Origin of the sequence: Streptomyces chartreusis (assembly GCF_008704715.1) — a bacterium.
Taxonomy (GTDB): Bacteria; Actinomycetota; Actinomycetes; order Streptomycetales; family Streptomycetaceae; genus Streptomyces; species Streptomyces chartreusis.
Genome location: NZ_CP023689.1, coordinates 7202723 through 7227829 on the forward strand (window position 1 = coordinate 7202723; position 25107 = coordinate 7227829).

A 25107-nucleotide genomic window follows, 5' to 3' on the forward strand; every position below is an offset into this window, starting at 1 on the left:
GGCCGGGGCTCAGGAGGGCAGAGACGTTTCCCTGGGGCGGGTGGGCTGCGCCGGTACGGCGACGGAGGCGGGGCGGATCACCGTCGAGCGCCAGAGCACGCGGGCCGCGAGGACGGTGGCGAGCACCAGCAGGCCGTTGCGCAGGAACAGGAGCGTGACGCCGAGGCCGTCGCTGGCGACCACGTGCGAGAACCAGACCGGGAACTCCAGGACCGTGGCCAGGCACGCCGCGAGGACCAGCGCGACCGGGAGCCGCATCCGGCTCTCCCGGAAGCACAGGCACACGGCCGCAAGGCCGACCAGCCACACCATGTACTGCGGGCTGATCACCCGGCTCGTCGTCGTGAACATCAGCACCGCCACGAAGGCCGCCTCGGCGACCGTGTGCGCCTCGAACCGCCGCGCCCGCAGCCGCCACAGCAGCAGCCAGGCGAAGGCAAGCCCGCTCAGCACCAGGGCCGCCGTGCTGACGACGTCGACGTACGGGCCGAGGAACTCCACCGAGCCGTAGTTCAGCAGCACCTCGCCGCTCCAGCCGTACTGCCGGGCCACATGGAAGACCAGCGCGCCCAGCGACTCCACCTCGGTGCCGCGGTCGCGCTGGAAGGTCAGGAAGGCGAACGCGCCCGGCATGGCGAGCGCGAACACCGCCGCCAGGGCGCCGGCGGTCACCGCGGCCCAGGCCCAGGCGGCGCGGCTGCGGGCCGCGAGGAGCAGCAGCACCGGCCACACCTTCAGCATCGCCCCGAAGGCCGTCAGGGCCCCCATCAGCCGCGGATGACGGGCGCCCGCGAGCAGTGCGGCCACGGCGACGGCGGTGACCATGACGTCGTAGCGCGCGTACACGGTCGGTCCGAGCAGCGGTACGCCCGCCACCCACACCGCGGCGCCGCGCAGGGTGCGGCCCCGGCGCAGGCCCCCGTTCAGCAGGAGCAGCAGGACGGCCAGGTCGGCGGTGAACGCCAGGACGAAGAACGCGGACGGGTAGTCCAGCCAGAAGACCAGCGCGGGGGAGAGTATGGCGAGGGCGCCGGCGGGCGGGTACTGCCAGGTGACGTCGTCCAGCGGGAAGGTGCCGGTGCGCAGCACGTCGTACCAGCCCTGGTAGATCACCGAGACGTCGCTGGTGACGTCGGGGCCGGGGAAGACGTACACCTTGAACACGAAGAGGAGCAGGACGACCCTGGTCAGGCCCCAGACGCCCAGAAGCCACGCCGAGGACCGCCGCGTGCCCGTCGTCTCCACGAAATCCCCTGCCGTTCGGTGCCCGCCTTGAATGGAACATGATGTCCCCTCCGGCTGTGTGCGGGCCACAGACGTGGCCGGGCCCGGCTGTGAACGGGCCCTTCGGTAAGGTCGGCGGCGATGCACAAGACCCTGATCGTGACGAACGATTTCCCGCCCCGCCCCGGCGGTATCCAGGCGTTCCTGCACAACATGGCGCTGCGGCTCGACCCGGAGCGACTCGTCGTCTACGCCTCGACCTGGAAGCGGGGCCACGAGGGCGCCGAGGCCACGGCCGCCTTCGACGCAGAGCAGCCCTTCACGGTCGTACGGGACCGTACGACGATGCTGCTGCCGACGCCCGGGGCGACCCGGCGGGCGGTCGGGCTGCTGCGCGAGCACGGCTGCACGTCGGTGTGGTTCGGGGCCGCGGCACCGCTCGGCCTGATGGCGCCGGCGCTGCGGAAGGCGGGGGCCGAGCGGCTGGTGGCCACGACCCACGGCCATGAGGCGGGGTGGGCCCAGCTGCCCGCGGCCCGGCAGCTGCTGGGGCGGATCGGGGAGGCGACGGACACGATCACCTACCTCGGCGAGTACACGCGCTCGCGGATCGCGACGGCGCTGACGCCCGAGGCGGCCTCGCGGATGGCGCAGCTGCCGCCGGGGGTCGACGAGAAGACCTTCCATCCCGGGTCGGGCGGCGACGAGGTGCGCGCGCGGCTCGGGCTGACGGACCGGCCCGTCGTGGTGTGCGTGTCCCGGCTGGTGCGGCGCAAGGGGCAGGACACCCTGATCCGGGCCCTGCCGCGGATCCTGGCCGCCGAGCCGGAGACCGTGCTGCTGATCGTCGGCGGCGGGCCGTACGAGAAGGACCTGCGCAGGCTGGCCCACGACACGGGCGTGGCCGGCTCGGTCCACTTCACCGGCCCGGTGCCCTGGGCCGAGCTGCCCGCGCACTACGGCGCCGGTGACGTCTTCGCGATGCCGTGCCGGACCCGGCGGGGCGGCCTGGACGTCGAGGGGCTCGGGATCGTCTACCTGGAGGCCTCCGCGACGGGGCTGCCGGTCGTGGCCGGGGACTCGGGCGGGGCGCCGGACGCCGTGCTCGACGGGGAGACGGGCTGGGTCGTGCGGGGCGGTTCCGCCGAGGACACCGCCGAGCGCGTCCTCGCCCTGCTCGGCGACGCCGAGCTGCGCCGCAGGATGGGGGAGCGGGGCCGGGAGTGGGTCGAGGAGAAGTGGCGCTGGGACCTGCTGGCGGAGAAGCTCAAAGCTCTGCTGTGACAGGGGTCTTCGGCAGCCGGCCGGACGCCGCACGCACGAAGGCGCGGGCCCTCGCCGAGGACCCGCGCCGTGAACTCGTGTGCCGGGGGGACTACTTCTGGTAGATCGCCTCGATCTCGTCCGAGTAGTCCTTCGCGACGACGTTGCGCTTCAGCTTCAGCGACGGCGTCAGATGGCCCGAGTCCTCCGTGAACTGGGCGGGCAGGATACGGAACTTGCGCACCGACTCCGCCTTCGACACCGCGGCGTTGCCGTCGTCGATCGCCGACTGGATCGCGGCCAGCAGGTCGGTGTCCTCGCGCAGGGACGCGGCGGTGGAGCCGGCGGGCTTGCCGTGATCGGCGCACCAGCGCTCCAGGAACTCCTCGTCGATGGTGACGAGCGCGCCCACGAACGGCCGGCCGTCGCCGACCACCATGCACTCCGCGACCAGGGCGTGCGCCCGGATGCGGTCCTCGATCACGGCCGGGGCGACGTTCTTGCCGCCCGCGGTGACGATGATCTCCTTCTTGCGGCCGGTGATGCGGAGGTAGCCGTCCTCGTCGAGGGTGCCGATGTCACCGGTGTGGAACCAGCCGTCGGCCAGCGCCTCCTCGGTCGCGCCCGGGTTGTTCCAGTACTCCTTGAACAGGTGCTCGCCGTGCAGCAGCACCTCCCCGTCGTCCGCGATGCGCACCACGGAACCCGGCAGCGGCTGACCGACCGTGCCGATCTTCTGCCGGTCCCAGGGGTTGAACGCGGTCGCGGCGCAGGACTCGGTCAGGCCGTAGCCCTCCAGGACGGTGAAGCCGATACCGCGGAAGAAGTGCCCGAGCCGCTCGCCCAGCGGGGCGCCGCCGGAGATGGCGTACTCGCCCTTGCCGCCGAGGACCGCGCGCAGCTTGCTGTAGACCAGCTTGTCGAAGACCTTGTGCTTGATCTTCAGACCGACGGGCGGGCCGGACGGGGTGTCCAGCGCCTGGCTGTAGGCGATCGCCGTGTCGGCGGCCTTGTCGAAGATCTTGCCCTTGCCGTCGGCCTGGGCCTTGGCGCGCGCCGAGTTGTAGACCTTCTCGAAGACGCGCGGCACGCCCAGGATCAGCGTCGGGCGGAACGAGGCCAGCTCGTCGGTGAGGTTCTTGATGTCCGGGACGGTGCCCAGCTTGATCGGCGCCATCATCGGCGCCACCTGCACCAGGCGCCCGAAGACGTGCGCCAGCGGCAGGAAGAGCAGGACCGAGCACTCGCCGGTGCGGAACAGCGGGCGCAGCCGCTCGACGATGTTGCCGCACTCCGCGAAGAAGCTGCGGTGGGTCAGCACACAGCCCTTGGGGCGGCCGGTGGTGCCGGAGGTGTACACGATCGTCGCCGGGTCGTCGGCCTTCGCCAGCGAGCTGCGCTCCTCGACCGTCGCGTCGCTGATGTCCTGGCCGAGCCGGCCCAGCTCCTCGACGCCGCCGCCCTCGATCTGCCACACGTTCTTCAGCGCGGGCAGCCGGTCGCGCACCGACTCGACGGCGGCGGTGTGGCCGTCCAGCTCCGTGATCATGGCGGTCGCGCCCGAGTCGCCGAGGATCCACTGCACCTGCTCCGGCGAGCTGGTCTCGTACACCGGCACGGTGACCGCGCCGGCCGACCAGATCGCGAAGTCGAGCAGCGTCCACTCGTAGCGGGTGCGGGACATCAGGCCCACCCGGTCGCCCGGCTGGACACCGGCGGCGATGAGCCCCTTCGCGGCCGCGCGCACCTCGGCGAGGAACGTGGTGGCCGAGACGTCCTGCCAGGCACCGCCCACCTTGCGGGCGATGACGGCCACGTCCGGGTGCTGCGCGGCGTTTCTGCGGACGATGTCGGTCAGATTCCCGTCCGCAGGGACCTCGTACAAAGCCGGAAGGCTGAACTCGCGCAAGACTGCTGCTCCTCATAGGGCGCCGGCGCCACGACGTTGTGTGATGCGACGGTGCGGTCCACGGCTCGGGCAAGTGCTCACGGATTCACAAGTTGAAATCCAGAGCACGACTGGACCGACCGGACGTTACCCGCCGGTATGGCTTCTTCGACAGGGGGTCCCGGCGAGATGTTCGCTGCGTCACACGGATTGGTGTTTCTGCGCGCACAGTAGTCGAGCGCTCTGACGACTGGCCAGTAACCGCCGGTTCGGCTGCCACTGTTCACGTATGCCGCACACGCCTACCCTTGATCGCCATGGCACCGACACCGACCCGAAACAGCAGGACCCGCGTTCATGTGGTCAGCGATGTGCACGGCAACGCCCGCGACCTGGCCCGGGCCGGCACGGGCGCGGACGCCCTGATCTGCCTGGGTGACCTGGTGCTGTTCCTGGACTACGCCGACCACTCGCGCGGCATCTTCCCCGACCTGTTCGGGGTGGAGAACGCCGACCGCATCGTGGAGCTGCGCACCGCCCGGCGCTTCGAGGAGGCACGGGAGTTCGGGGCGCGGCTGTGGGCCGGGATCGGCGCCGACCGGGGCGCGGCGATCGAGAAGGCGGTGCGCAAGCAGTACGCCGAGCTGTTCGCGGCGTTCCCCACCCCGACGTACGTCACCTACGGCAATGTCGACATGCCGCCCCTGTGGCCGGAGTACGCCGGGCCCGGTACGACGGTGCTGGACGGGCAGCGCGTCGAGATCGGCGGGTGGACCTTCGGCTTCGTGGGCGGCGGACTGCGCACCCCGATGCGCACGCCGTACGAGATCAGCGACGAGGAGTACGCGGCGAAGATCGAGGCCGTCGGCGAGGTGGACGTGCTGTGCACGCACATTCCGCCGGAGGTCCCGGAGCTCGTCTACGACACGGTGGCCCGCCGGTTCGAGCGCGGGAGCAAGGCGCTGCTGGCGGCGATCCGCCGCACCCGGCCCCGCTACTCCCTCTTCGGACACGTCCATCAGCCACTGGTGCCGCGGATGCGGATCGGGGCCACGGAGTGCGTGAACGTGGGGCACTTCGCGGCGTCCGGCACCCCATGGGCACTGGAATGGTGAGTGAATTCGGGTGCGGTGGACGCTTTCGCGACAATCGCGCAGGTGGGGGTGAAGTCGGCCGGTCGGGCGCGCGGTAGCCTTCACGCTGCGCACGCGTGCGCACCACGACTTCCTACCCGGCCCGCATCTGGAGGAGCCACGGCGATGGCGGAACACACCAGCTCGAGCATCACGATCGAGGCGGCACCGGCCGACGTGATGGGGGTGATCGCCGACTTCGCCCGCTACCCGGACTGGACCGGCGAGGTGAAGGAGGCGGAGGTCCTCAAGACCGACGCCGAGGGCCGGGCCGAGCAGGTCCGCCTCGTCATGGACGCCGGGGCGATCAAGGACGACCAGGTCCTCGGGTACACCTGGACCGGCGAGAACGAAGTGTCCTGGACGCTGGTGAAGTCCCAGATGCTGCGCTCCCTCGACGGCTCGTACATCCTCAAGCCGGCCGGCGCGGGCTCCACCGAGGTCACCTACCAGCTGACGGTCGACGTCAAGATCCCGATGCTGGGGATGATCAAGCGCAAGGCCGAGAAGGTCATCATCGACCGCGCGCTCGCGGGGCTGAAGAAGCGGGTCGAGTCGGGCAAGTAGGGGTTCGCCGCCGGGACACCGGCAGAGGCACGGCCCCGCGCCGCATGAGGCGTCTCGGTTACCGTTCACCCCCATGCGCACCATCCTGATCACAGGCCCCGGCGGCAGCGGCCGTACCACCGTCGCGGCCGCCACCGCGCTGGCGGCGGCGGCCGAAGGCACCCGAACCCTCGTCCTCAGCGCCGACCGCACCGACACCCTGGGTGCGGCCCTCGGCGTGGCCACGGGCGCGACCCCGACCCGGGTCGCCGAGACGCTCACCGCCTGGCGCCCCGACGCCGCCACCGGATTCCGGGACGACCTCGCCGCCTTCCAGGAACGCGCCACCACCGCCCTCGACCTCCTCGGCGCCTCCCGGCTCGACCCGGAGGAGGTCACCCCCCTCCCCGGCGCCGAGGAACTCGCGCTGCTGCGGGCGCTGCGGGACGCCGCCCTCGCCGAGGCCCACGACCTGCTCGTCGTCGACCTGCCCGCCACCCCGCACGCCCTCGCCCTGCTCTCCCTCCCCGAGGAACTGCGCCGCTACCTGCGCCGCCTCCTGCCGCCCGAGCGGCAGGCGGCCCGGGCACTGCGGCCCGTCCTCGGCCGGCTGGCCGGTGTGCCGATGCCCGCGGAGTGGCTGTACGAGACCACCGCCCGCTGGGACGTCGAGCTCGCCGCCGTCGAGGCCGTCCTCGCCGACCGCGACACCGCCGTACGTCTGGTCGCCGAGCCCGGCCCCGGCGGCGCCGACGCCGTGCGCGCCGCCGGCCTCGCCCTCGCCCTGCGCGGCCTGCGCCCCGACCTGCTGATCGCCAACCGGGTCCTGCCGGAGGCGGAGGCCGCCGCAGGCAGCTGGCTCGCCGGACCCGTCGCCCAGCAGCGCAAGGCCCTGGAGGAGTGGGAGGAGGCGTACGACGTCCACCGCGTCGCCCACCTCGGACACGACCCCCGCGGCGCCGAGGACCTCGCCGCGCTCACGGCGCCCGCCGTCAACGGCACGTCCTCCACCGTCGAGTGGCCCGTCACCGACCGGCTCGCCGACGACGGCGTCCTGGTCTGGCACATCCCGCTGCCGGGCGCCGCCCGCGAGGAGCTCGACCTCGTCCGGCGCGGCGACGAACTCGTCGTCACCGCCGGGCAGTTCCGGCGCATCGTGCCGCTGCCGTCCGCCCTGCGCCGGTGCTCCGTGGACGGGGCCGCGCTGCGCGACGGCGAGCTGCGGATCCGGTTCGCGCCGGATCCGGACCTCTGGCCGCGGTCCCGGTGAAGCAGGTACGCCCGTTCGGGTAACGTCGTAGGGACGAACCGTAGTCAGGAGTCCGTCATGAGCGAAGAGCTCCCCCCGTCCGACGCCGCCGAGCCCGAGGCCGTCGACGAGGCACGGGCGACCGACGCCGACGCCTGGGCGACGGCGTGTGCCGAGGACCTCGCGGAGGAGAAGGCCCGCCGCCGCGCCGAGCACGGTGTGCCGCCCGGCTCCGCCGCCGAGGAACTGCGCAAGCTCGTCGACGCCGTCGCGGACAAGCTCTCGACCATCCAGTCGCCGCTGCTCGGCGCGGTCGCAGGACCCGCCGCCCAGCAGGTGGTCAAGCAGGTCGTGGAGCAGGCCAAGGCCGCCGTCGAGCCCGTCATCGACCGCAACCCGGACGTCTTCGACCACCTGGCGGCCGCCGGCAACGAACTCCTCGCCGCCTACCGCTCCGCCGTCCAGAACCAGGAACAGCGCTGGACGAGCGGTCCGAAGGACGCCCAGGGGCTGGACGAACTCGACGACGACAAGCGCGACCCCGGCGAGGGCACCGGCCCCGGCCAGCGCATCGATCTGGACTGAGCGCGCGCGACTCCCTCTTCACGCCCGGTCCGCCGGGCGGACGCCGGGAACCCGGGGAGAGGGCCTCGGGTACGGTTGGCCGTAGCGGGGCTCGACCGAAACTGAGGGATTCATGGGACTCACCATCGGCGTCGACATCGGCGGTACCAAGATCGCGGCCGGTGTGGTCGACGAGGAAGGCAACATCCTCTCGACCCACAAGGTGCCCACCCCGGGCACGCCCGACGGGATCGTGGACGCCATTGCCTCCGCCGTCGAGGGAGCACGGGCCGGGCACGAGATCGTGGGCGTGGGCATCGGTGCGGCCGGTTACGTCAACCGCCAGCGCTCCGAGGTCTACTTCGCGCCGAACATCGACTGGCGCAACGAGCCGCTGAAGGAGAAGGTCGAGGCCCGCGTCGGCCTCCCGGTCGTCGTGGAGAACGACGCCAACGCGGCCGCATGGGGCGAGTACAAATTCGGCGCCGGCAAGGGCCACCGCAACGTCATCTGCATCACGCTGGGCACCGGCCTCGGCGGCGGCATCATCATCGGCAACAAGCTGCGCCGCGGCCACTACGGCGTCGCCGCCGAGTTCGGCCACATCCGGATGGTCCCGGACGGGCTGCTGTGCGGCTGCGGCTCGCAGGGCTGCTGGGAGCAGTACGCCTCCGGCCGCGCCCTGGTCAGGTACGCCAAGCAGCGCGCCAACGCCACCCCGGAGAACGCCGAGATCCTGCTCGCCCTGGGCGACGGCAGCCCCGACGGCATCGAGGGCAAGCACATCTCCGTGGCCGCCCGCCAGGGCGACCCGGTCGCCGTCGACTCCTACCGCGAGCTCGCCCGCTGGGCCGGCGCCGGCCTCGCCGACCTGGCCTCCCTGTTCGACCCGTCCGCCTTCATCGTCGGCGGTGGCCTCTCCGACGAGGGCGAACTGGTTCTGGACCCCATCCGCAAGTCCTACAAGCGCTGGCTGGTGGGCGGCAACTGGCGCCCGGTCGCCGACGTCATCGCCGCCCAACTCGGCAACGACGCGGGCCTCGTGGGCGCGGCGGACCTGGCCCGGGAGCCGGACCCGATCATGTAGGCAAGGGGCACATCGACGCCCTGAAGGGGCGCGGGGAACTGCGCGACCGGCCACGGACGACCGTCGGTCGCGCACGAAACCTCGCGCCCCGACCTCTTGGGCGCACCGACACCCGGTCCCGGCGTAGATTGACGGGCATGGCAACGTCCCCCTCGGCGCTCCCCACCTCCCGCACCGAACCCGACGGCTCCGCAGTCATCCGCGTCCTCAGCTACAACATCCGCTCCATGCGCGACGACACCGACGCCCTCGCCCGCGTCATCCGCGCCTGCGCCCCCGACCTGGTCCTGATCCAGGAAGCCCCCCGCTTCTTCCGCTGGCGCAAGAAGCTCGCCCGCCTGGCCCGCGCCTCGGACCTCGTCGTCCTCACCGGCGGCGCCACCGCCGCCGGCCCCGCGATCCTGTGCAACCTGAGGGCGACCGTGGAGCGGACGGAGGACATGCTCCTCCCGCTCACCCCCGGACTCCACCGGCGCGGCTTCGCCACCGCCGTGGTCCGCTTCGGTGGCGCCCGCCTCGGGGTGCTCAGCTGCCATCTCTCGCTGCAGAAGGACGAGCGCCTCGAACAGGGCGGCATGCTCCTGGACCGCCTCGCCGGCCTGGGCACGGAGCACGCGATCGCCGGCGGCGACCTCAACGACCGCCCCGCCGGCCGCACCTTCGGCCTGCTCGCCGACAGCCTTCAGGACTGCTGGGCCACCGCCCCCTGGGGCGGCGAGTACTCCTCGACCCCGGCCGATCCGCACCAGCGCATCGACGCGATCTTCGCCACGAAGGGCGTCGAGGTGCTCGGCTGCGGTGTCCCGACCGGCCGGCCGGGGGTGACGCAGACGGACCTGAGGGCGGCCACGGACCACCTTCCGGTCCTGGCCGCCCTCAGAGTCCCCGCAGCGCTGTAGGTCAGACGACGGCGCCCCGGCCGGGGTCGTCGTCGCCCTCGTCATCCGTCTTCATCCGCATCACCAGGGTGGCGAACCCGCCCAGGAACCCGCCGATGCCGAGGGTGGCCAGCCACCACGTCATCTCCCAGCCGAACAGCACGGCGAGCAGCAGCAGGAGCGGTCCGCCGACCACCGCGAGCCAGGCGAACTTCGCCGTCGCGTCGGCGGCGGGCAGCGGCGGCGGCTCCGGCGGCACGAAGTGACCCTCGTCGTCGGGTTCGAAGTCGTCCTCGGACGGCTCGGCCACGCTGTAGTCCCGCGGTCCGACACCGGGCGCGAAGGACACCGAGCTGCCCAGCGGCCCGGCCGGCTTCTCCTCGCCGGGCTCCTCGGCCGGCTGGGCCGCCGGGGCCGTCTCGCCCTTGTCGCCCTTGGGCTCCGGGGCCGAGACACCGCTCGTCTCGCCGTTCGCCTCGGTCTCCAGCAGCGCCAGGTCCTCGACCGACTTGAAGGGCTTCGAGCCCGGCGGGTCCTTCGGCTCCTCGCCGAACCCGGCGACGATCGCGGCCCAGGCGGCGTCCTCGTCGAACGGAACGTTCTGCTCCTCGGGATCGCTGTCCTCGCGCCTCTCGCGATCGGAGTCGTGCTCAGCCACGTGTGGTCGTCCCTTCCTTGCCGACGCCGGTCGCGAGCCGGTCGATGAATCCGAGGCTCTCCTCGAAGATCCGGTCCGCATCATGGTCCAACGTCGCCACGTGATAGCTCTGTTCCAGCACGATCTCCGTTACGTCCGTGGAGGACACCCGGCTCAGGATCCGGGCGGTGTCCACGGCGGGCACGGTGTGGTCCTGCCTGCTGCGCAGCACCAGCAGCGGCTGGGTGACCTGCGGCAACTCGCCGTCGACCAGCCGGAAGAAGTTCCGCAGGGAGTGCGCCGAGTGCAGCGGCACCCGGTCGTACCCGAGCTCGGTAGCGCCCTCCTTGGCGATGTCGCTGGCGATCCCCGGCACCGTGCGGACCAGGTGCCGGGAGACCGGAAGGGTGTACGCGAACAGGCCGTGCACCTTGTTCGCCGGGTTGACGACGACGACCCCCGCCACGTCGTCCCCGTGCTTCGCGGCGAGCCGCAGGGCCAGGGCGCCGCCCATGGAAAGGCCGGCCACGAAGACCCGCGCGCACCGGTCGCGCAGGGCGCGCAGCTCGCGGTCCACCTCGGCGTACCAGTCCTGCCAGCCGGTGAGCCGCATGTCCTCCCAGCGGGTGCCGTGCCCCGGCAGCAACGGCAGCGAGACGGTGAGCCCGCGCTCCGCGAGGTGCTCCGCCCAGGGGCGCAGCGACTGCGGGGAACCGGTGAAACCGTGGCAGAGGAGAACCCCGACCTCCCCGCCGTCTCGGCGGTACGGCTCGGCTCCAGGAAGGACCGGCACCTTACGGTCTCCTGTTCGTGAGAAGGACGACATGGACGACAGCAATGACATCAACCCACGCGGCGGAGCCGCGTGCCGACAGAGCCAGGTGTGCTTCACCGTACGCGACCGCACTGACACCGACCAGGGCCGTCGGGCTCATTGACGGCGCTCCGGGTTAAGGTCTGACCGACAGACACAGGAGGCACTCGGTTGTTGTACGGCACGATGAAGGTGGCCATCGGGGGACCGTTGAAGGTCGCTTTCCGGCCATGGGTGGAAGGGCTGGAGAACATTCCGGCCGAGGGTGCCGCGATCCTGGCGAGCAATCACCTGTCGTTCTCCGACTCGTTCTTCCTGCCCGCGGTCCTGGACCGCAAGGTGACCTTCATCGCGAAGGCCGAGTACTTCACCACCCCCGGCGTCAAGGGCCGATTGACGGCCGCCTTCTTCAAGGGCGTCGGCCAGCTGCCCGTGGACCGCTCCGGGGCGCGCGGCGCGGGTGAGGCCGCCATCAAGAGCGGCATAGAGGTCCTGGAGCGCGGCGAGCTGTTCGGCATCTACCCCGAGGGCACGCGCTCGCCCGACGGCCGGCTCTACCGGGGCAAGCCCGGCGGCCTCGCGCGCGTGGCGCTCGCCACCGGCGCGCCGGTCATCCCGGTCGCCATGATCGACACGGAGAAGATCCAGCCGCCGGGCAAGGTCATGCCCAAGCTCATGCGGCCCGGCATCCGGATCGGCAAGCCCCTCGACTTCAGCCGGTACCAGGGCATGGAGCACGACCGCTTCGTGCTCCGCGCGGTGACCGACGAGGTCATGTACGAGATCATGAAGCTCTCCGGCCAGGAGTACGTCGACATGTACGCGACCGCCGCCAAGCGGCAGATCGCGGACGCGGCGAAGGCCGAGAAGGAACAGGCGAAGAAGGCCCAGCAGGAGAAGTAGCGGGCCGTCACGAGAAGCGGGCGGACGAGGCGGAGCGGTCCGGGCCGGGACAGGGCAGTCTTGGCCGGGGCGTTCCGACAACAAGGGGGTGGGGGCATGGCCAAGCGCGAGCGGGTCATGCGGATGTCCGTCGAGCAGCCGCTGTGGCGCGCGCTCACCGGATACCGGGTACTGACGATGGTGTACGCCATCGGGCTGTTCGTGAGCGCCTACGACGAGGTCGCCCACCCCTGGGTGGCCATCTCCTACTTCGCCGTCCTGGCCGTGTGGACGCTGGCCACCCTGCCGAGGGTCGCGAACGCCGCGAGCTGCACCAAGCGCTTCCTCGCCGCCGACCTCACCATCGCCCTGACCGGCATCCTCCTCACGCGGATCGCCGAGACGCACGAGCGGATCGAGGCCGGCGCCCCGACCCTGCCGTCGATATGGACGGCGGGCGCCGTGCTGGCGTTCGCCATCAAGGGCGGCTGGCGCTGGGCCGCGTTCGCCTCCACGCTGGTCGCCGCCGCCAATCTGATCCACCGCTCCGGAGTACCGACCCGCGACACCGTCCACATGGTGCTGCTCGTCTGGATCGCCTCCATCGCCATCGGCTACGTCGTCGAGGTCGCCCGCGCCTCCGAGCGCACTCTCGCCCGCGCCCTGGAGATCGAGGCGGCGACCCGGGAGCGGGAGCGGCTCGCCCGGGACATCCACGACGGCGTGCTCCAGGTGCTCGCGATGGTGCAGCGGCGCGGCGCCGTCATCGGCGGCGAGGCGGCCGAGCTGGGCCGGCTGGCCGGCGAGCAGGAGGTGGCGCTGCGCACCCTGGTCTCCGGCGGCCTGGTGCCCGTGTCCCGGGTGTCGGAGGACGCCGCCGAGGGCGCCGTCGTACGGGCCGTGGACGAGCCCGACGACTCCGACGGTGCCGTCGACCTGCGGGTGCTGCTCGCCAGGTACGCCGGTGCGAAGGTCAGCCTCGCCGAGCCGGGGGCGCCGGTGCCGCTGGCGCCGGCCGCCGCTCGGGAACTGGCCGCGGCCGTCGGCGCCGCCCTGGACAACGTCCGCAGGCACGCCGGCGAGCAGGCACGCGCGTGGATCCTCGTCGAGGACGAGCCCGGCGAGGTGATCGTCACCGTCCGGGACGACGGACCCGGCATCCCCGAGGGCCGGCTCGCGCAGGCCGAGGGCGAGGGGCGGCTCGGCGTCGCCCTGTCGATCCGGGGGCGTCTGCGGGAGCTCGGCGGCAGCGCCGAACTGATCTCGGTGCCGGGCCAGGGCACCGAGGTGGAACTGAAGGTACCCAAGGCCACCAGCGCTTCACGGGGGAAGGCGGAGCAGCGATGACGGACACCGGCGAGCAGCGGGACCCGATCAGGGTCATGGTGGTCGACGACCATCCCATGTGGCGCGACGCGGTCGCCCGCGACCTGAGCGAGTCCGGCTTCGACGTGGTCGCCACGGCGGGCGACGGCGACCAGGCGGTACGCCGCGCCAAGGCCGCCGCCCCCGACGTCCTGGTCCTCGACCTCAACCTGCCGGCCAAGCCCGGCGTCCAGGTCTGCAAGGAACTCGTCGGCCACAACCCCGCCCTGCGCGTCCTCGTCCTGTCCGCGAGCGGTGAGCACGCCGATGTGCTGGAGGCGGTGAAGTCCGGCGCCACCGGCTATCTGCTGAAGTCGGCCTCGACCGAGGAACTCCTCGACGCGGTGCGCCGCACGGCGGTGGGCGACCCGGTGTTCACGCCGGGCCTGGCCGGTCTGGTCCTCGGCGAGTACCGCCGGCTCGCCTCCGAACCGGTGCCCGCCGCCCAGGACGCCGACCAGCCCGGTGCCCCGCAGCTCACCGACCGCGAGACCGAGGTGCTGCGGCTCGTCGCCAAGGGCCTGAGCTACAAGCAGATCGCCGAACGCCTCGTGATCTCCCACCGCACCGTGCAGAACCACGTCCAGAACACCCTCGGCAAGCTCCAGCTCCACAACCGTGTCGAGCTGGTGCGATACGCGATCGAGCGTGGCCTCGACGACGAGTGATCCGGCGGCGCCGGCTTGACGGCGCGTAAACCGGCCACCCGGCCATTCACCGGAATTGCCGTTCCGACCCATCCCGCTGTGACCTGGCTCACCATTAGCGTGGCCCTCACCAGGCAACCGCGGCGAAGGGACATTTCCATGCGGGTCGGAGTACTGACCGGAGGCGGCGACTGCCCCGGTCTCAACGCCGTCATCCGGGCCGTCGTCCGCAAGGGCGTGCAGGAGTACGGCTACGACTTCGTCGGCTTCCGGGACGGCTGGCGAGGTCCGCTCGAGAACGACACCGTCCGTCTCGACATCCCCGCCGTGCGCGGCATCCTGCCCCGCGGCGGCACCATCCTCGGCTCCTCGCGCACCAACCCCCTCAAGCAGGACGACGGCATCCGCCGTATCAAGGAGAACCTCGCCAAGCAGGAGGTCGAGGCGCTCATCGCCATCGGCGGCGAGGACACCCTCGGCGTCGCCACCCGACTCTCCGACGACTACGGCGTGCCCTGCGTCGGCGTGCCCAAGACCATCGACAACGACCTGTCCGCCACCGACTACACCTTCGGCTTCGACACCGCCGTCGGCATCGCGACGGAGGCCATCGACCGGCTGCACACCACCGCCGAGTCCCATATGCGCGTCCTCGTCTGCGAGGTGATGGGACGTCACGCCGGCTGGATCGCCATCCACTCCGGGCTGGCCGGCGGCGCCAACGTCATCCTCATCCCGGAACAGCGCTTCGACGTCGACAAGGTCTGCGCGTGGATCACCTCGCGCTTCAAGGCGTCGTACGCTCCGATCGTGGTCGTCGCCGAGGGCGCCATGCCCAAGGACGGCGACATGGTGCTCAAGGACGAGTCGCTGGACTCCTTCGGACACGTCCGGCTGTCCGGGGTCGGCGAGTGGCTGGCCAAGGAGATCGAGCGGCGGACCGGCAAGGAGGCCCGTACGACGGTCCTCGGGCACATCCAGCGCGGCGGCACCCCGAGTGCCTTCGACCGCTGGCTGGCCACCCGCTTCGGACTGCACGCCATCGAGGCCGTCCGCGACGGCGACTTCGGCAAGATGGTCGCCCTGCGCGGCACGGACATCGTCCGCGTCCCGATCGCGCACGCCACCGCCAAGCTGAAGACGGTGGATCCGAAGCTGTACGAAGAGGTCGGGGTCTTTTTCGGCTGACCCCTCCGGCGACCCGTCCGGGCTGACCGCTTTCCGCCCGGCGGCACTGGGTCGTGGGCCGTATATTCGGCCCACGGCCCAGTGCGACGGGAGCAGCCTTGGAGATTCTCGCCTTCGGAGTGCAGGCGGACGAGAAACCCCTGATCGAACAGGCCTTCCGGGGCCATCACGAGGTCCGCTGCCTGGACGTCTTCCTCAACGAGGACACCGCCCCCATCGCGGCCGGCTACGAGGTCGTCTGCACCAGCGTCAACTGCGACCTCGGCAACCACGTCCTGCAGACCCTCGCGGCCGGCGGCACCCGGATGGTCGCCCAGCGCTCCACCGGCTTCAACAACATCGACCTCAAGGTCGCCGAGCGCCTGGCCATGACCGTCTCGCGGGTCTCCTACTACTCGCCCTACTCCGTGGCCGAGTTCGCCTGGACCCTCGCCATGGCGGTCAACCGCCGTATCGTGCGCGCCTCCACGCGCACGCGTGACTTCGACTTCCGCCTCGACGGCCTGATGGGCCGCGACATGCACGGCCGCACCGCCGGCGTCCTCGGCACCGGGAAGATCGGCGAGGCCTTCGCCCGCATCGCCCACGGCTTCGGCATGAACCTGCTCGGCTGGGACGTCGCCGAGAACCCCGCCTGTATGCAGCTGGGCATGCGTTACGTCGCCAAGGAACGCCTTCTCGCCGAGTCCGACCTGGTCAGCCTGCACGTACCGCTGATGCCGGAGACCAGCCGGCTGATCGACGCCGACGCCCTGAAGGCGATGAAGGACGACGCGATCCTGGTCAACTCCAGCCGCGGCGGCCTCATCGACACCGCGGCCCTCGTCGCCGAACTGCGCGAGGGCCGCTTCACCGGTGTCGGCCTCGACGTCTACGAGGCGGAGGCCGGGCTCTTCTTCCTCGACAAGTCGCTCCAGGCCGTCGAGGACGACACCCTGGCCCGGCTCGTCACCTTCCCGAACGTCCTGGTCACCTCGCACCAGGCGTACTACACCGAGGACGCCGTCGGCCAGATCGTCGAGACCACCCTGAGGAACGTCCTCGACTACAAGGCCGGCCGCCGCTCGGAGAACGTGCTCGTGCCCCGCAGCTGACCCACCAGATCACGGACGACGGCGGCGCCGTTCAGCGTCAGGACCGACTCCGGGTGGAACTGCACCCCCGCGAAGCCGGGCCCGCGCACGGCATGCACCTCGCCGTTGCCGGCCCGGCTGACCTCGATGCCGTGCTCGGCGAGCTCCGCGTGCACCTCGTCGTCGCAGTGCGCCACGAAGCTGTTGTAGAAGCCGACCGTCTCCGGCCGCCCGAACAGGTCGATCGTCGTCTGCGCGCCCTGGTACGGCACCTCCTTGCGCACGATGTCCAGCCCCAGCTCGGCGGCGATCAGCTCATGGCCGAGGCAGACGCCGAGCACACCGTGCCGGTGCTCCGTGACGACCTCGGCCGCGAGGTCCCGCAGGAAGCGCATCTTCGGGTCGTCCAGGTCGGAGGGGTCACCGGGTCCGGGACCCAGCACGAGCGGCCCCTCGTGCGCGAGCACCGCCTCCCGCAGCCCCGGCTCGTCGTAGCGCCGCACGGTCACCTCCAGGCCGCTCGACCGCAGCACATGGCCGAGCATCGCCGTGAAGGTGTCCTCGCCGTCGACGACCAGGGCGTGCCCGGAGAGCTCCCCGGACCGCTCCTGCATCCGCAGCCAGAACGGCGCCAGCGAGGCCCGGCGCCCGTCGAGCGCGGCACGCACGCGTGGGTCGTCGGCGAGACGCACGCGCGTGTGCTCCTCCCGCGGCCGGCCCGGCCGTACACCGAGGGCCGCAAGGACACCCGCCGCCTTCGCGTGCGTCTCGGCGACCTCGCTCGCCGGGTCCGAGCCGCGTACGAGGGTCGCGCCGACCGGCACCCGCAGCCCGCCGTCGGCGTCGATGTCGGCGGTGCGGATGAGGATGGGGGAGTCGAGGGTCTGGGCGCCGCCGGAGTCCCGCCCGATCAGGGCCAGCGCCCCCGCGTAGTACCCGCGTCCGCCGACCTCGTGCCGCTCGATGACCCGGCACGCGTTCTGCACGGGCGAGCCGGTCACGGTGGCCGCGAACATGGTCTCCTTCAGGACCTCGCGCACATCCAGCGAGGACTTCCCGCGCAGCTCGTACTCGGTGTGCGCGAGATGCGCCATCTCCTTCAGCCGCGGCCCGACGACGACCCCGCCCATGTCGCCGACCGTGCACATCATCTTGAGCTCCTCGTCGACGACCATCGACAGCTCCTCGATCTCCTTGCCGTCGGCGAGGAAGTCGAGCAGGTGCTCCGGCGTCGGGCCCTCGGCGGGGTAGCGGTACGTCCCGCTGATCGGGTTCATGACGACCGTGCCGCCGGACATCCGGACGTGCACCTCGGGGCTGGCGCCCACCAATGTCCGCTCCCCGGTGTGCACCACGAACGTCCAGTAAGCGCCCCGCTCGCCCTCCAGCAGCCGCCGGAACAGCGCGAGCGCGTCGGCGCGTCCGAACCCCGGGATCGCCCCCTCGTAGGTCCGCCGGATCACGAAGTTGGCGCCCTCGCCCTGCCCGATCTCGTCCCGCAGCACCCGCCCGACGATCTCCGAGTACTCCTCGTCGGCCACGTCGAAGCCGCCGCCCTCGACGCGCACGTCGTGCGACGGGAGCTGCTCGAGCGCCTCGGCGAGCGGGATGGCGTACGACTCCTCGGGGATGAGCACCGTCAGGGGCGTGCCGTCGTCGCGGACGTCGAAGCCGCGCTCGCGGATCTGCCGGAAGGGGATCAGCGCCAGGCCCTCGTCGGGGACGTCGGCGAGGCGGTCGCGGGTGGACACCGGGCCGATCAGGACCTCGACCGTCTCGCCTTCTTCGACGGCGCGGCCGGGTGTGCGGCGGCGCAGCAGGGCGAACGGGCGGGGATCGTCCGGCAAGCCGAGCAGGTTCATGCGTCCGTGCTCCTTCTCCGTGGATGCGGTGGGAGAGGAACGGACCCCGGGAAACACCGAAGGCCGCCCCTCGGGCGGCCTTCGCGAAGTCTTTCGTACGCGCAGTCAGTGGGCCGCCGGATGAGCGGTCCACCACCAGTTCTGGGTCGAGTGCGCGAACATGCCAGGCACAGTACCTCATGTCCGAGTCGTGTACGCGGTGTCTCAATTGCTGGGCATGGGGCTGGACCCCCGACACGACCCCGTAATGTTGAGGCGTGACCGTGAACGCTAAGACCAGCGCGAGCGCTGGCAACACCTGGCGAGACCTGCCCGCGGCGCAGCAGCCCGAGTACCCCGACACCGAGGCTCTGCGCGCAGTGATCGCGGACCTCGAGTCGTATCCGCCGCTCGTCTTCGCGGGCGAGTGCGACCAGCTGCGCGCCCGGATGGCGGCCGTCGCCAAGGGAGAGGCGTTCCTCCTCCAGGGCGGCGACTGCGCCGAGGCCTTCGACGCGGTGTCCGCCGACCACATCCGCAACAAGCTGAAGACCCTCCTGCAGATGGGCGCCGTGCTGACGTACGCCGCCTCGGTGCCGGTCGTGAAGGTCGGCCGCATCGCCGGCCAGTACTCCAAGCCGCGCTCCAAGGGCACCGAGACCCGTGACGGCGTCACGCTGCCCACCTACCGCGGCGACTCGGTCAACGGCTTCGACTTCAACGAGGCCGCCCGCGTCCCGGACCCCGAGCGCCTGAAGCGGATGTACAACGCCTCCGCCTCCACGCTCAACCTGGTGCGCGCCTTCACCACCGGCGGCTACGCCGACCTGCGCCAGGTGCACGCCTGGAACCAGGACTTCGTACGGTCGTCCCCGTCCGGCCAGCGCTACGAGCAGCTGGCCCGCGAGATCGACAACGCGCTGAACTTCATGCACGCCTGCGGGGCCGACCCGGAGGAGTTCAAGACGGTCGAGTTCTACGCCTCGCACGAGGCGCTGCTGCTCGACTACGAGTCCGCGCTGACCAGGGTCGACTCCCGCACGGGTCAGCTGTACGACGTCTCCGGCCACATGGTGTGGATCGGTGAGCGCACCCGGCAGCTGGACCACGCGCACATCGAGTTCGCCTCGAAGATCCGCAACCCCATCGGCATCAAGCTCGGCCCGACGACGACGGCCGAGGACGCGCTCCAGTACATCGACCGGCTGGACCCCGAGCGTGAGCCGGGCCGGCTGACGTTCATCGTCCGCATGGGCGCGGACAAGGTCCGCGACAAGCTCCCCGAGCTGGTCGAGAAGGTCACGGCGTCCGGCGCCACGGTGGCCTGGGTGACCGACCCGATGCACGGCAACACCTTCGAGGCGGCCTCCGGTCACAAGACCCGCCGCTTCGACGACGTGCTCGACGAGGTCAAGGGCTTCTTCGAGGTCCACAAGGGCCTCGGCACCCACCCGGGCGGCATCCACGTGGAGCTCACGGGCGACGACGTCACGGAGTGCGTGGGCGGCGGCGACGAGATCTTCGTCGACGACCTGCACCAGCGCTACGAGACGGCCTGCGACCCCCGGCTGAACCGCAGCCAGTCGCTTGACCTGGCCTTCCTCGTCGCGGAGATGTACAGGGACCAGTGACGGGGTCGCCTGTTACAGGGACATGAGTGGGGCGCGGATCACATTCGATCCGCGCCCCACAGCACTTTTGCGGTTCCCATGAGCCGGGTAAGGTTAGGTTAGCCTCACCGATCAAGGGGATGGCACTTCGATCCCGCCGGGAGGTGAACCGCGTGTACGTCTGCAGTTGCTTCGGTGTCACCGAGCAGCAGGTCAAGAAGCACGCGGAGGACGGCGCCTGCACTCCCCGCCAGATAGCCTCGGCCTGCAAGGCCGGCACGGACTGCGGGTCCTGTGTACGCCGCATCCAGGCGATCCTGGGACGGGGCGCGTGCCCTCGTCGTGAGCTGGCCGACCAGGGTCAGCCGATTCTCACCGACCTGGCGGACGCGGCCTAGCTGGGCTGCTCGATCTGCTGCGCGAGGTAGAGCGCCTCACCGAGCTTCTCGATCAGTTCGAGCTGGGTGTCCAGATAGTCGATGTGGTGCTCCTCGTCCTCGAGGATCGACTCGAAGATGTTCGCCGACGTGATGTCGCCCTTGTTGCGCATCACCTCGATACCGCGCTTGAGGCGGTCGATCGCCTCCACCTCGACCTGCCGGTCGGCCTGGAACATCTCCGTCACCGTCTGGCCGACCCGGACGTGGAACAGCCGCTGGTAGTTGGGCAGGCCGTCCAGCATGAGGATGCGCTCGGTGAGCTTGTCCGCGTGCTTCATCTCATCGATGGACTCTTCACGCGTGTACTTGGCGAGCTTGGTCCAGCCTTTGTTGTCCTGGATCCGGTAGTGCAGCCAGTACTGGTTGATCGCGGTGAGCTCGCCGGTCAGCTGCTCGTTCAGGAATTCGAGGACCTCGGGGTCGCCCTGCATCGCAGAGGCTCCTTCCAAGCGGGGGAACTGGCAGGTTGCGCCGCATGATTGCACCGGCGGGAAAGATCGTCCAGTAAGTCTTCACTTAGTAAGTAAGTGCATGCTTAGTCCGGTTTGAACTGATTTACGGAGGGTGGGGTCAGGTGCACCCCTTCGGGTCTGTCAGGATGGAGTCATGGGTCAGCCGGAGGAGCGCGAAACTGGAGCAGCAGCACACTCCGAGCTCCCGCCGGGGCAACGGATGCAGCGCGGCTGGCCGGTCACGCACTACGGCCCGGTCCCGAAGTTCCGGCCCGAACGCTGGGAGTTCAGGGTGTTCGGGGCGACCGCCGACGGCGAGAAGCACTGCTGGACCCATGAGGAGTTCGCGGGCCTGCCGTACACCACCGTCGTGGCCGATCTGCACTGCGTCACGAAGTTCAGCATGCTCGGTGCGGAGTGGGGCGGCATCCCGGCGCGGACGATCCTGGAGCTCGCCCCGCCCGCGCCCGCGGTCACTCATGTGATGGTGTGGGCCGAATACGGCTTCAGCTCCAACCTCCGCCTCGCCGACTTCGCCTCCGAGCGCACCATCTTCGCCACCCACAAGGACGGCGAACTGCTCACGGCGGAGCACGGTTTCCCGCTCCGTCTGGTCGTCCCCCATCTGTACGCCTGGAAGGGGCCCAAGTGGGTCCGTGGCGTGGAGTACATGACCGCCGATCGCCGCGGCTTCTGGGAGGAGCGCGGCTATCACAACATCGGCGACCCCTGGCGGGAGCAGCGCTACTCGTACCAGGAAGAGCCCGGGGACGGCCCCGAGCTCTGACTCCTGGCCCCCGTGCCGGGGTTCAGTGGAGTTGGTGGACCACCGCGTGGCCCTTGCCGCGGCCGATCATCCACTTGTTGACCGGCGTGGTGAGGACGAAGGCGACGGCCAGCGCGATCGCCAGCACCCACCAGAACAGCGGGTCGGCCAGCCCGGCGTCCATGGCACCAGGCCACAGCACGATCACGCCGTTGTCGACCAGCTCCATCACGGCGATGGACAGGGTGTCCGCCGCCAGCGCCACCTTGAGCGCGGCCCCGAGACTCAGGCCCGCCTTCAGTACGCCGCGCAGGGTGAGCGCGTAGCCGAAGAAGAACGCCAGGACGATCGCCAGGATCAGCGTCGGCACGTTGCCCCAGCCGAACGCGGTGCCGATCACCATGCCGAGCACCTCGCCGATCGCACAGCCGGTGAGGCAGTGCAGGGTGGCCTGGACGGCCATCGCCCAGCTGCCGGCGGCGACCGCCTGCTGATGGTGATCGTGTGCCGTGTGTGCTTCGTGCTGCATCACTGCCCCCAATGTCAGGTCACGGTTCCTGCATCGAGCAAGAACCGTATACCCCCCTGGGGTATTCCGTAACGGGCTACGAATCGCGAAGTTTCTTCAGTCGCTCCACGTCCGCCGCGTGCCCTTCCTTCCCGCCGGGCGTCTCGATGATCAGCGGTACGCCCTCGGTGGCCGGGTGCGTCATCAGCGCCCGGAACGGGTCCTCACCGATGTGACCTGCGCCGATGTTCTCGTGCCTGTCCTTGTGGGCGCCGACGACATCCTTGGAGTCATTGGCGTGGATCAGCTTCAGCCGGCCCTCGCCGACGGTGTCCACCAGCAGGTCCAGGGTCTGGTGCATGCCGGACGGGCCGGTCAGGTCGTGGCCGGCGGCGAAGATGTGGCAGGTGTCCAGGCACACGCCCAGCTTCGGGTGGGCGTCCAGCGCCTCGAAGTACGGCCCGAATTCCCAGGTCCGGGAGCAGAGCGAGAAGCCCTGGCCCGCCGTCGACTCCAGCAGCAGGAACGGGGCGTCGTCGTGGGTCAGCTCGTCCAGCAGCGGCAGCATGTGCTCCCGCACCTGCTTCAGCGCCACCGAGCGCTCCCGGCCGCCGGTCGCGCTGCCCGTGTGCACGACCACGCCCAGCGCGCCGATCTCCCGCCCGCGCCGCAGCGAGTGCCGCAGCGACTCCACCGACTTCTCGACGGTCGCCTCCGTGTGCGAACCGAAGTTGATCAGATACGGCGCGTGCACATACGCCGGGATCGACTCGGCCTCGCACACCGCACGGAACTCCTCGTCCTGCCGCGGGTTTCCGGCGGGGGTGGCCCAGCCGCGCGGGTTGGCGACGAAGACCTGGACGGTCTCGGCCTCGAGCTCGCGGGCGTAGCCGATCCCGACGGAGTGAAGACCACCGGCGACCGGGACGTGGCCGCCGACTGGGTTGCGGGAGGGGCCCGTGAGGGCGGTTCCGGACTGCTGACTTCTCACCCGTTCAGGGTGTCATGCGGTCCGGACCGCCCGGCTACCGGATGGTGATCGTGATCGTCGAGCCCTTGGGTGCCGTCTCGCCGCCCTCGACCGACTGCTTCTTGACAGTGTCGCCGAACAGGCCGAGCAGACCGCGGTCCTCGTCGACCTCGAAGCCGGCCGCCTTCAGCTCGGTCGTCGCGTCGTCGACGTTGTCGCCGACCACGTCCGGGACCTCGATCATCTCGGGACCCTTGGACAGCGTCAGCGTCACGGTGTCGCCCTCGGCGGCCTGCTTGCCCTCCGCCGGCGACTGCTGCGCGACCTGGCCCGCGTCGAACTCGGAGTTGACCCGCGCGGAGGCGATCTTCACCTTCAGGCCGGCCTCCTCCAGCTCGGCCCTGGCGTCGGCCGGGTCCTCGCCGGTGACGTCCGGGACGTCCACCGGGCTGCCCTTGCTGACGATCAGCTTGATCGCGGAGCCGGAGCGGACCTCGGTGCCGGTCCCGGGGTCCGCCGAGAGCACGTAGCCCCTGGTGACGTCGTCGTTGAACTCCCGCTTCACCATGCCCGGTTGCAGGCCGCTCTCCTTGAGCTCGGTCCTCGCCTTGGCCAGCGGATAGCCCTCGATGTCGGGCACCTTCACCGTCTCCGGGCCCTGCGAGATGACCAGCTTCACGGAGTCGTTGTGCCGTATGCGGGCGCCCGTGCCCGGGTCCGTGCTGATGACGGTGCCGCGCTTGACGGTGTCGCTGTAGGCGCGCTCCACCTTGCCGACGTCGAGCCCGGCGTCCTCCAGCCGGTCCCGGGCCTGCGCCTCCGTCTTCGACAGCAGCGGCGGGACCTGGGTGAACTGGCCGGAGTTGATGTACCAGATGCCGACACCGAGGCCGAGGACCAGCAGCACGGCGGCGACGATCATCATCGGGCCGCGCGGCCGGCGCGAGGTGCGCGGCCGGTGCGAGGGCGGCGGAGGCGGCGGGCTCTCCAGCCGGCTCGTCCGGTTGAAGTCGGCCTGCGGCTCGTCGCCGTTCACCGGCAGCGGGCGCTGGATGTTCAGTGAGCGCGGGATGACGCTCGTACGGTCGTCGGAGTTGCTGTGCTCCGCCGAGAGCGCCTGCGGCGGCATCGCGTCCAGCTGGTCCGGGCTCAGCCCGGCGCGCGTCTCACGGGCCTGCGCGAGGAGCGCCACGGCGTCGTACGGCCGGATCTGCGGGGAGCGCGCCGTCGCCGACGCGACCAGCTCGTCGAGCTCGTACGCAAGCCCCGGGACGACCGCCGACGGCGGCGGGACGTCCTCGTGCAGGTGCTTGTAGAGCACCACGGCGGGGGAGTCCCCGTCATGCGGCTTCTCGCCGGTGAGCATCTCGTACAGGACGACACCGCAGGCGTACACGTCGACCCGGGCGTCCGCGGTGCCGGGCTGCTCTATCTGTTCGGGCGCGAGATAGGAGACGGTGCCGAGCACGGCGCCGGTCGTGCTGGTCACGGTGTCCACGGACCGCACGAGGCCGAAGTCGGCGACCTTGACCCGCCCGTCGTCCCCTATCAGGACGTTCTCCGGCTTCATGTCCCGGTGCACGAACCCGGCGCGGTGCGCGGCGCCGAGCGCGGCGAGCACCGGTTCCAGGATGTCGAGGGCGGCCCGGGGCTGGAGCGCCCCGCGGTCACGCAGGACGTCGCGCAGGGTGCAGCCGGCGACGTACTCCATGGCGAGATAGACGTACGACCCGTCGGTGCCCTGGTCGAAGACCTGCACCACATTGGGGTGCGCGAGCCGGGCGACGGACTTCGCCTCCCGGATGAACCGCTCGACGAACGCCCCGTCGACCGCCAGCGCGGGGTGCATCACCTTGAGCGCGAGCACGCGGTCCAGGCGGGTGTCCAGGGCCCGGTAGACCGTGGCCATCCCGCCGACCGCGATCCGCGCGTCCACGCGATACCGGCCGTCGAGCACCTGCCCGACCAATGGGTCCTGAAGGGTCGTATCCACGCAGGTGAGTGTACGAGCCGACACCGACAGCCCCGCCCGTTCGGGCTGGATCGGGGCGGGACTGCAGCTGAGCTGTGACGGATGCCTCA

Annotated in this window: 25 protein-coding genes; 15 read left to right on the top strand and 10 right to left on the bottom strand. The window is 71.0% G+C overall.

Translation table 11 applies throughout. The features are described from left to right. Positions 1–9: 9 nt before the first annotated feature. Positions 10–1245 carry a glycosyltransferase 87 family protein gene (locus tag CP983_RS31675; protein WP_107907013.1) on the bottom strand — a complete coding sequence of 412 codons (1236 nt, stop codon included), beginning with the start codon at positions 1243–1245 and terminating at the stop codon, positions 10–12. Between the two features lie 120 nt (positions 1246–1365). On the opposite strand from CP983_RS31675, the gene CP983_RS31680 reads away from it, so the two are divergent. Continuing rightward, on the top strand, positions 1366–2508 hold the full coding sequence (locus CP983_RS31680) for a glycosyltransferase family 4 protein (protein WP_150503383.1): 1143 nt from the start codon (positions 1366–1368) through the stop codon (positions 2506–2508). 91 nt (positions 2509–2599) lie between these two features. Here the strand turns inward: CP983_RS31680 and CP983_RS31685 are convergent, their stop codons facing one another. Beyond that, a complete protein-coding gene (locus CP983_RS31685; protein WP_150503385.1) occupies positions 2600–4396 on the bottom strand; it encodes an AMP-dependent synthetase/ligase in 1797 nt (598 codons plus the stop codon). Between the two features lie 296 nt (positions 4397–4692). Here CP983_RS31685 and CP983_RS31690 point away from each other — a divergent pair, with 296 nt between their 5' ends. The 6 genes from CP983_RS31690 to CP983_RS31715 all read left to right on the top strand — a co-directional run bounded on the left by CP983_RS31690 (position 4693) and on the right by CP983_RS31715 (position 9853). Then, positions 4693–5490, top strand: coding sequence for a metallophosphoesterase family protein (locus CP983_RS31690; protein WP_150503387.1), 798 nt, complete (start codon positions 4693–4695; stop codon positions 5488–5490). Between the two features lie 144 nt (positions 5491–5634). After that, complete coding sequence (locus tag CP983_RS31695) at positions 5635–6075, top strand: SRPBCC family protein (RefSeq protein WP_030954567.1); 441 nt, start codon at positions 5635–5637, stop codon at positions 6073–6075. Positions 6076–6148: 73 nt separating this feature from the next. Next, positions 6149–7324 carry an ArsA family ATPase gene (locus CP983_RS31700; RefSeq protein ID WP_150503389.1) on the top strand — a complete coding sequence of 392 codons (1176 nt, stop codon included), beginning with the start codon at positions 6149–6151 and terminating at the stop codon, positions 7322–7324. 57 nt (positions 7325–7381) lie between these two features. After that, positions 7382–7888 (top strand): DUF5304 domain-containing protein, encoded by a 507-nt coding sequence (locus CP983_RS31705; protein ID WP_107907017.1) that lies wholly within the window; start codon positions 7382–7384, stop codon positions 7886–7888. A 112-nt stretch (positions 7889–8000) separates the two neighbouring features. Then, on the top strand, positions 8001–8954 hold the full coding sequence (locus CP983_RS31710) for an ROK family glucokinase (protein WP_107907018.1): 954 nt from the start codon (positions 8001–8003) through the stop codon (positions 8952–8954). Between the two features lie 137 nt (positions 8955–9091). After that, complete coding sequence (locus CP983_RS31715) at positions 9092–9853, top strand: endonuclease/exonuclease/phosphatase family protein (RefSeq protein WP_150503391.1); 762 nt, start codon at positions 9092–9094, stop codon at positions 9851–9853. 1 nt (position 9854) lies between these two features. On the opposite strand, the gene CP983_RS31720 is transcribed toward CP983_RS31715, so the two are convergent. Together CP983_RS31720 and CP983_RS31725 are read right to left on the bottom strand one after the other, a co-directional pair. Further along, positions 9855–10490, bottom strand: coding sequence for a hypothetical protein (locus CP983_RS31720; RefSeq protein ID WP_150503393.1), 636 nt, complete (start codon positions 10488–10490; stop codon positions 9855–9857). Next, positions 10483–11262 (bottom strand): alpha/beta hydrolase, encoded by a 780-nt coding sequence (locus CP983_RS31725; RefSeq protein WP_150503395.1) that lies wholly within the window; start codon positions 11260–11262, stop codon positions 10483–10485. Before CP983_RS31725 ends, CP983_RS31720 begins: the two co-directional genes overlap by 8 nt. A gap of 207 nt (positions 11263–11469) precedes the next feature. On the opposite strand from CP983_RS31725, the gene CP983_RS31730 reads away from it, so the two are divergent. From CP983_RS31730 to CP983_RS31750, 5 genes are all read left to right on the top strand, one after another. Beyond that, positions 11470–12186 carry a lysophospholipid acyltransferase family protein gene (locus CP983_RS31730; protein WP_229914979.1) on the top strand — a complete coding sequence of 239 codons (717 nt, stop codon included), beginning with the start codon at positions 11470–11472 and terminating at the stop codon, positions 12184–12186. 96 nt (positions 12187–12282) lie between these two features. Further along, on the top strand, positions 12283–13512 hold the full coding sequence (macS, locus tag CP983_RS31735) for a MacS family sensor histidine kinase (protein ID WP_150503399.1): 1230 nt from the start codon (positions 12283–12285) through the stop codon (positions 13510–13512). Continuing rightward, the gene (locus tag CP983_RS31740) at positions 13509–14198 is read left to right on the top strand and encodes a response regulator (RefSeq protein WP_150503401.1); all 690 of its coding nucleotides are present in this window, start codon (positions 13509–13511) and stop codon (positions 14196–14198) included. Before macS ends, CP983_RS31740 begins: the two co-directional genes overlap by 4 nt. Positions 14199–14336: 138 nt before the next feature. Then, positions 14337–15365, top strand: coding sequence for a 6-phosphofructokinase (locus CP983_RS31745; protein ID WP_030956786.1), 1029 nt, complete (start codon positions 14337–14339; stop codon positions 15363–15365). 98 nt (positions 15366–15463) lie between these two features. After that, positions 15464–16459 (top strand): 2-hydroxyacid dehydrogenase, encoded by a 996-nt coding sequence (locus CP983_RS31750; protein ID WP_107907022.1) that lies wholly within the window; start codon positions 15464–15466, stop codon positions 16457–16459. Here the strand turns inward: CP983_RS31750 and CP983_RS31755 are convergent. Together CP983_RS31755 and CP983_RS45265 are read right to left on the bottom strand one after the other, a co-directional pair. Further along, positions 16411–18300, bottom strand: a complete 1890-nt coding sequence (locus CP983_RS31755; protein ID WP_150503403.1) for an anthranilate synthase family protein — start codon at positions 18298–18300, stop codon at positions 16411–16413. The two genes, CP983_RS31750 and CP983_RS31755, sit on opposite strands and share 49 nt — an antisense overlap. Before the next feature lie 105 nt (positions 18301–18405). Then, positions 18406–18462 (bottom strand): trp operon leader peptide, encoded by a 57-nt coding sequence (locus CP983_RS45265; RefSeq protein ID WP_071528813.1) that lies wholly within the window; start codon positions 18460–18462, stop codon positions 18406–18408. A gap of 95 nt (positions 18463–18557) precedes the next feature. Between CP983_RS45265 and CP983_RS31765 the strand changes: the two genes are divergently transcribed. Continuing rightward, a complete protein-coding gene (locus tag CP983_RS31765) occupies positions 18558–19910 on the top strand; it encodes a class II 3-deoxy-7-phosphoheptulonate synthase (RefSeq protein ID WP_030945110.1) in 1353 nt (450 codons plus the stop codon). A 143-nt stretch (positions 19911–20053) separates the two neighbouring features. Then, positions 20054–20287, top strand: coding sequence for a (2Fe-2S)-binding protein (locus tag CP983_RS31770; RefSeq protein WP_163017032.1), 234 nt, complete (start codon positions 20054–20056; stop codon positions 20285–20287). On the opposite strand, the gene bfr is transcribed toward CP983_RS31770, so the two are convergent. Beyond that, on the bottom strand, positions 20284–20760 hold the full coding sequence (gene bfr / locus CP983_RS31775) for a bacterioferritin (protein ID WP_030945116.1): 477 nt from the start codon (positions 20758–20760) through the stop codon (positions 20284–20286). The genes CP983_RS31770 and bfr overlap by 4 nt on opposite strands. 175 nt (positions 20761–20935) lie before the next feature. Here bfr and CP983_RS31780 point away from each other — a divergent pair, with 175 nt between their 5' ends. Further along, complete coding sequence (locus CP983_RS31780; RefSeq protein WP_150503405.1) at positions 20936–21568, top strand: sulfite oxidase-like oxidoreductase; 633 nt, start codon at positions 20936–20938, stop codon at positions 21566–21568. 22 nt (positions 21569–21590) lie between these two features. On the opposite strand, the gene CP983_RS31785 is transcribed toward CP983_RS31780, so the two are convergent. From CP983_RS31785 to pknB, 3 genes are all read right to left on the bottom strand, one after another. Continuing rightward, positions 21591–22076, bottom strand: coding sequence for a DUF4396 domain-containing protein (locus CP983_RS31785; protein ID WP_030945122.1), 486 nt, complete (start codon positions 22074–22076; stop codon positions 21591–21593). Positions 22077–22152: 76 nt separating this feature from the next. Further along, positions 22153–23046: a deoxyribonuclease IV gene (locus CP983_RS31790; RefSeq protein WP_150503407.1), complete on the bottom strand. Its 894-nt coding sequence runs from the start codon at positions 23044–23046 to the stop codon at positions 22153–22155. Between the two features lie 34 nt (positions 23047–23080). Continuing rightward, the gene (gene pknB / locus CP983_RS31795; RefSeq protein WP_167537794.1) at positions 23081–25018 is read right to left on the bottom strand and encodes a Stk1 family PASTA domain-containing Ser/Thr kinase; all 1938 of its coding nucleotides are present in this window, start codon (positions 25016–25018) and stop codon (positions 23081–23083) included. Positions 25019–25107: the final 89 nt, after the last annotated feature.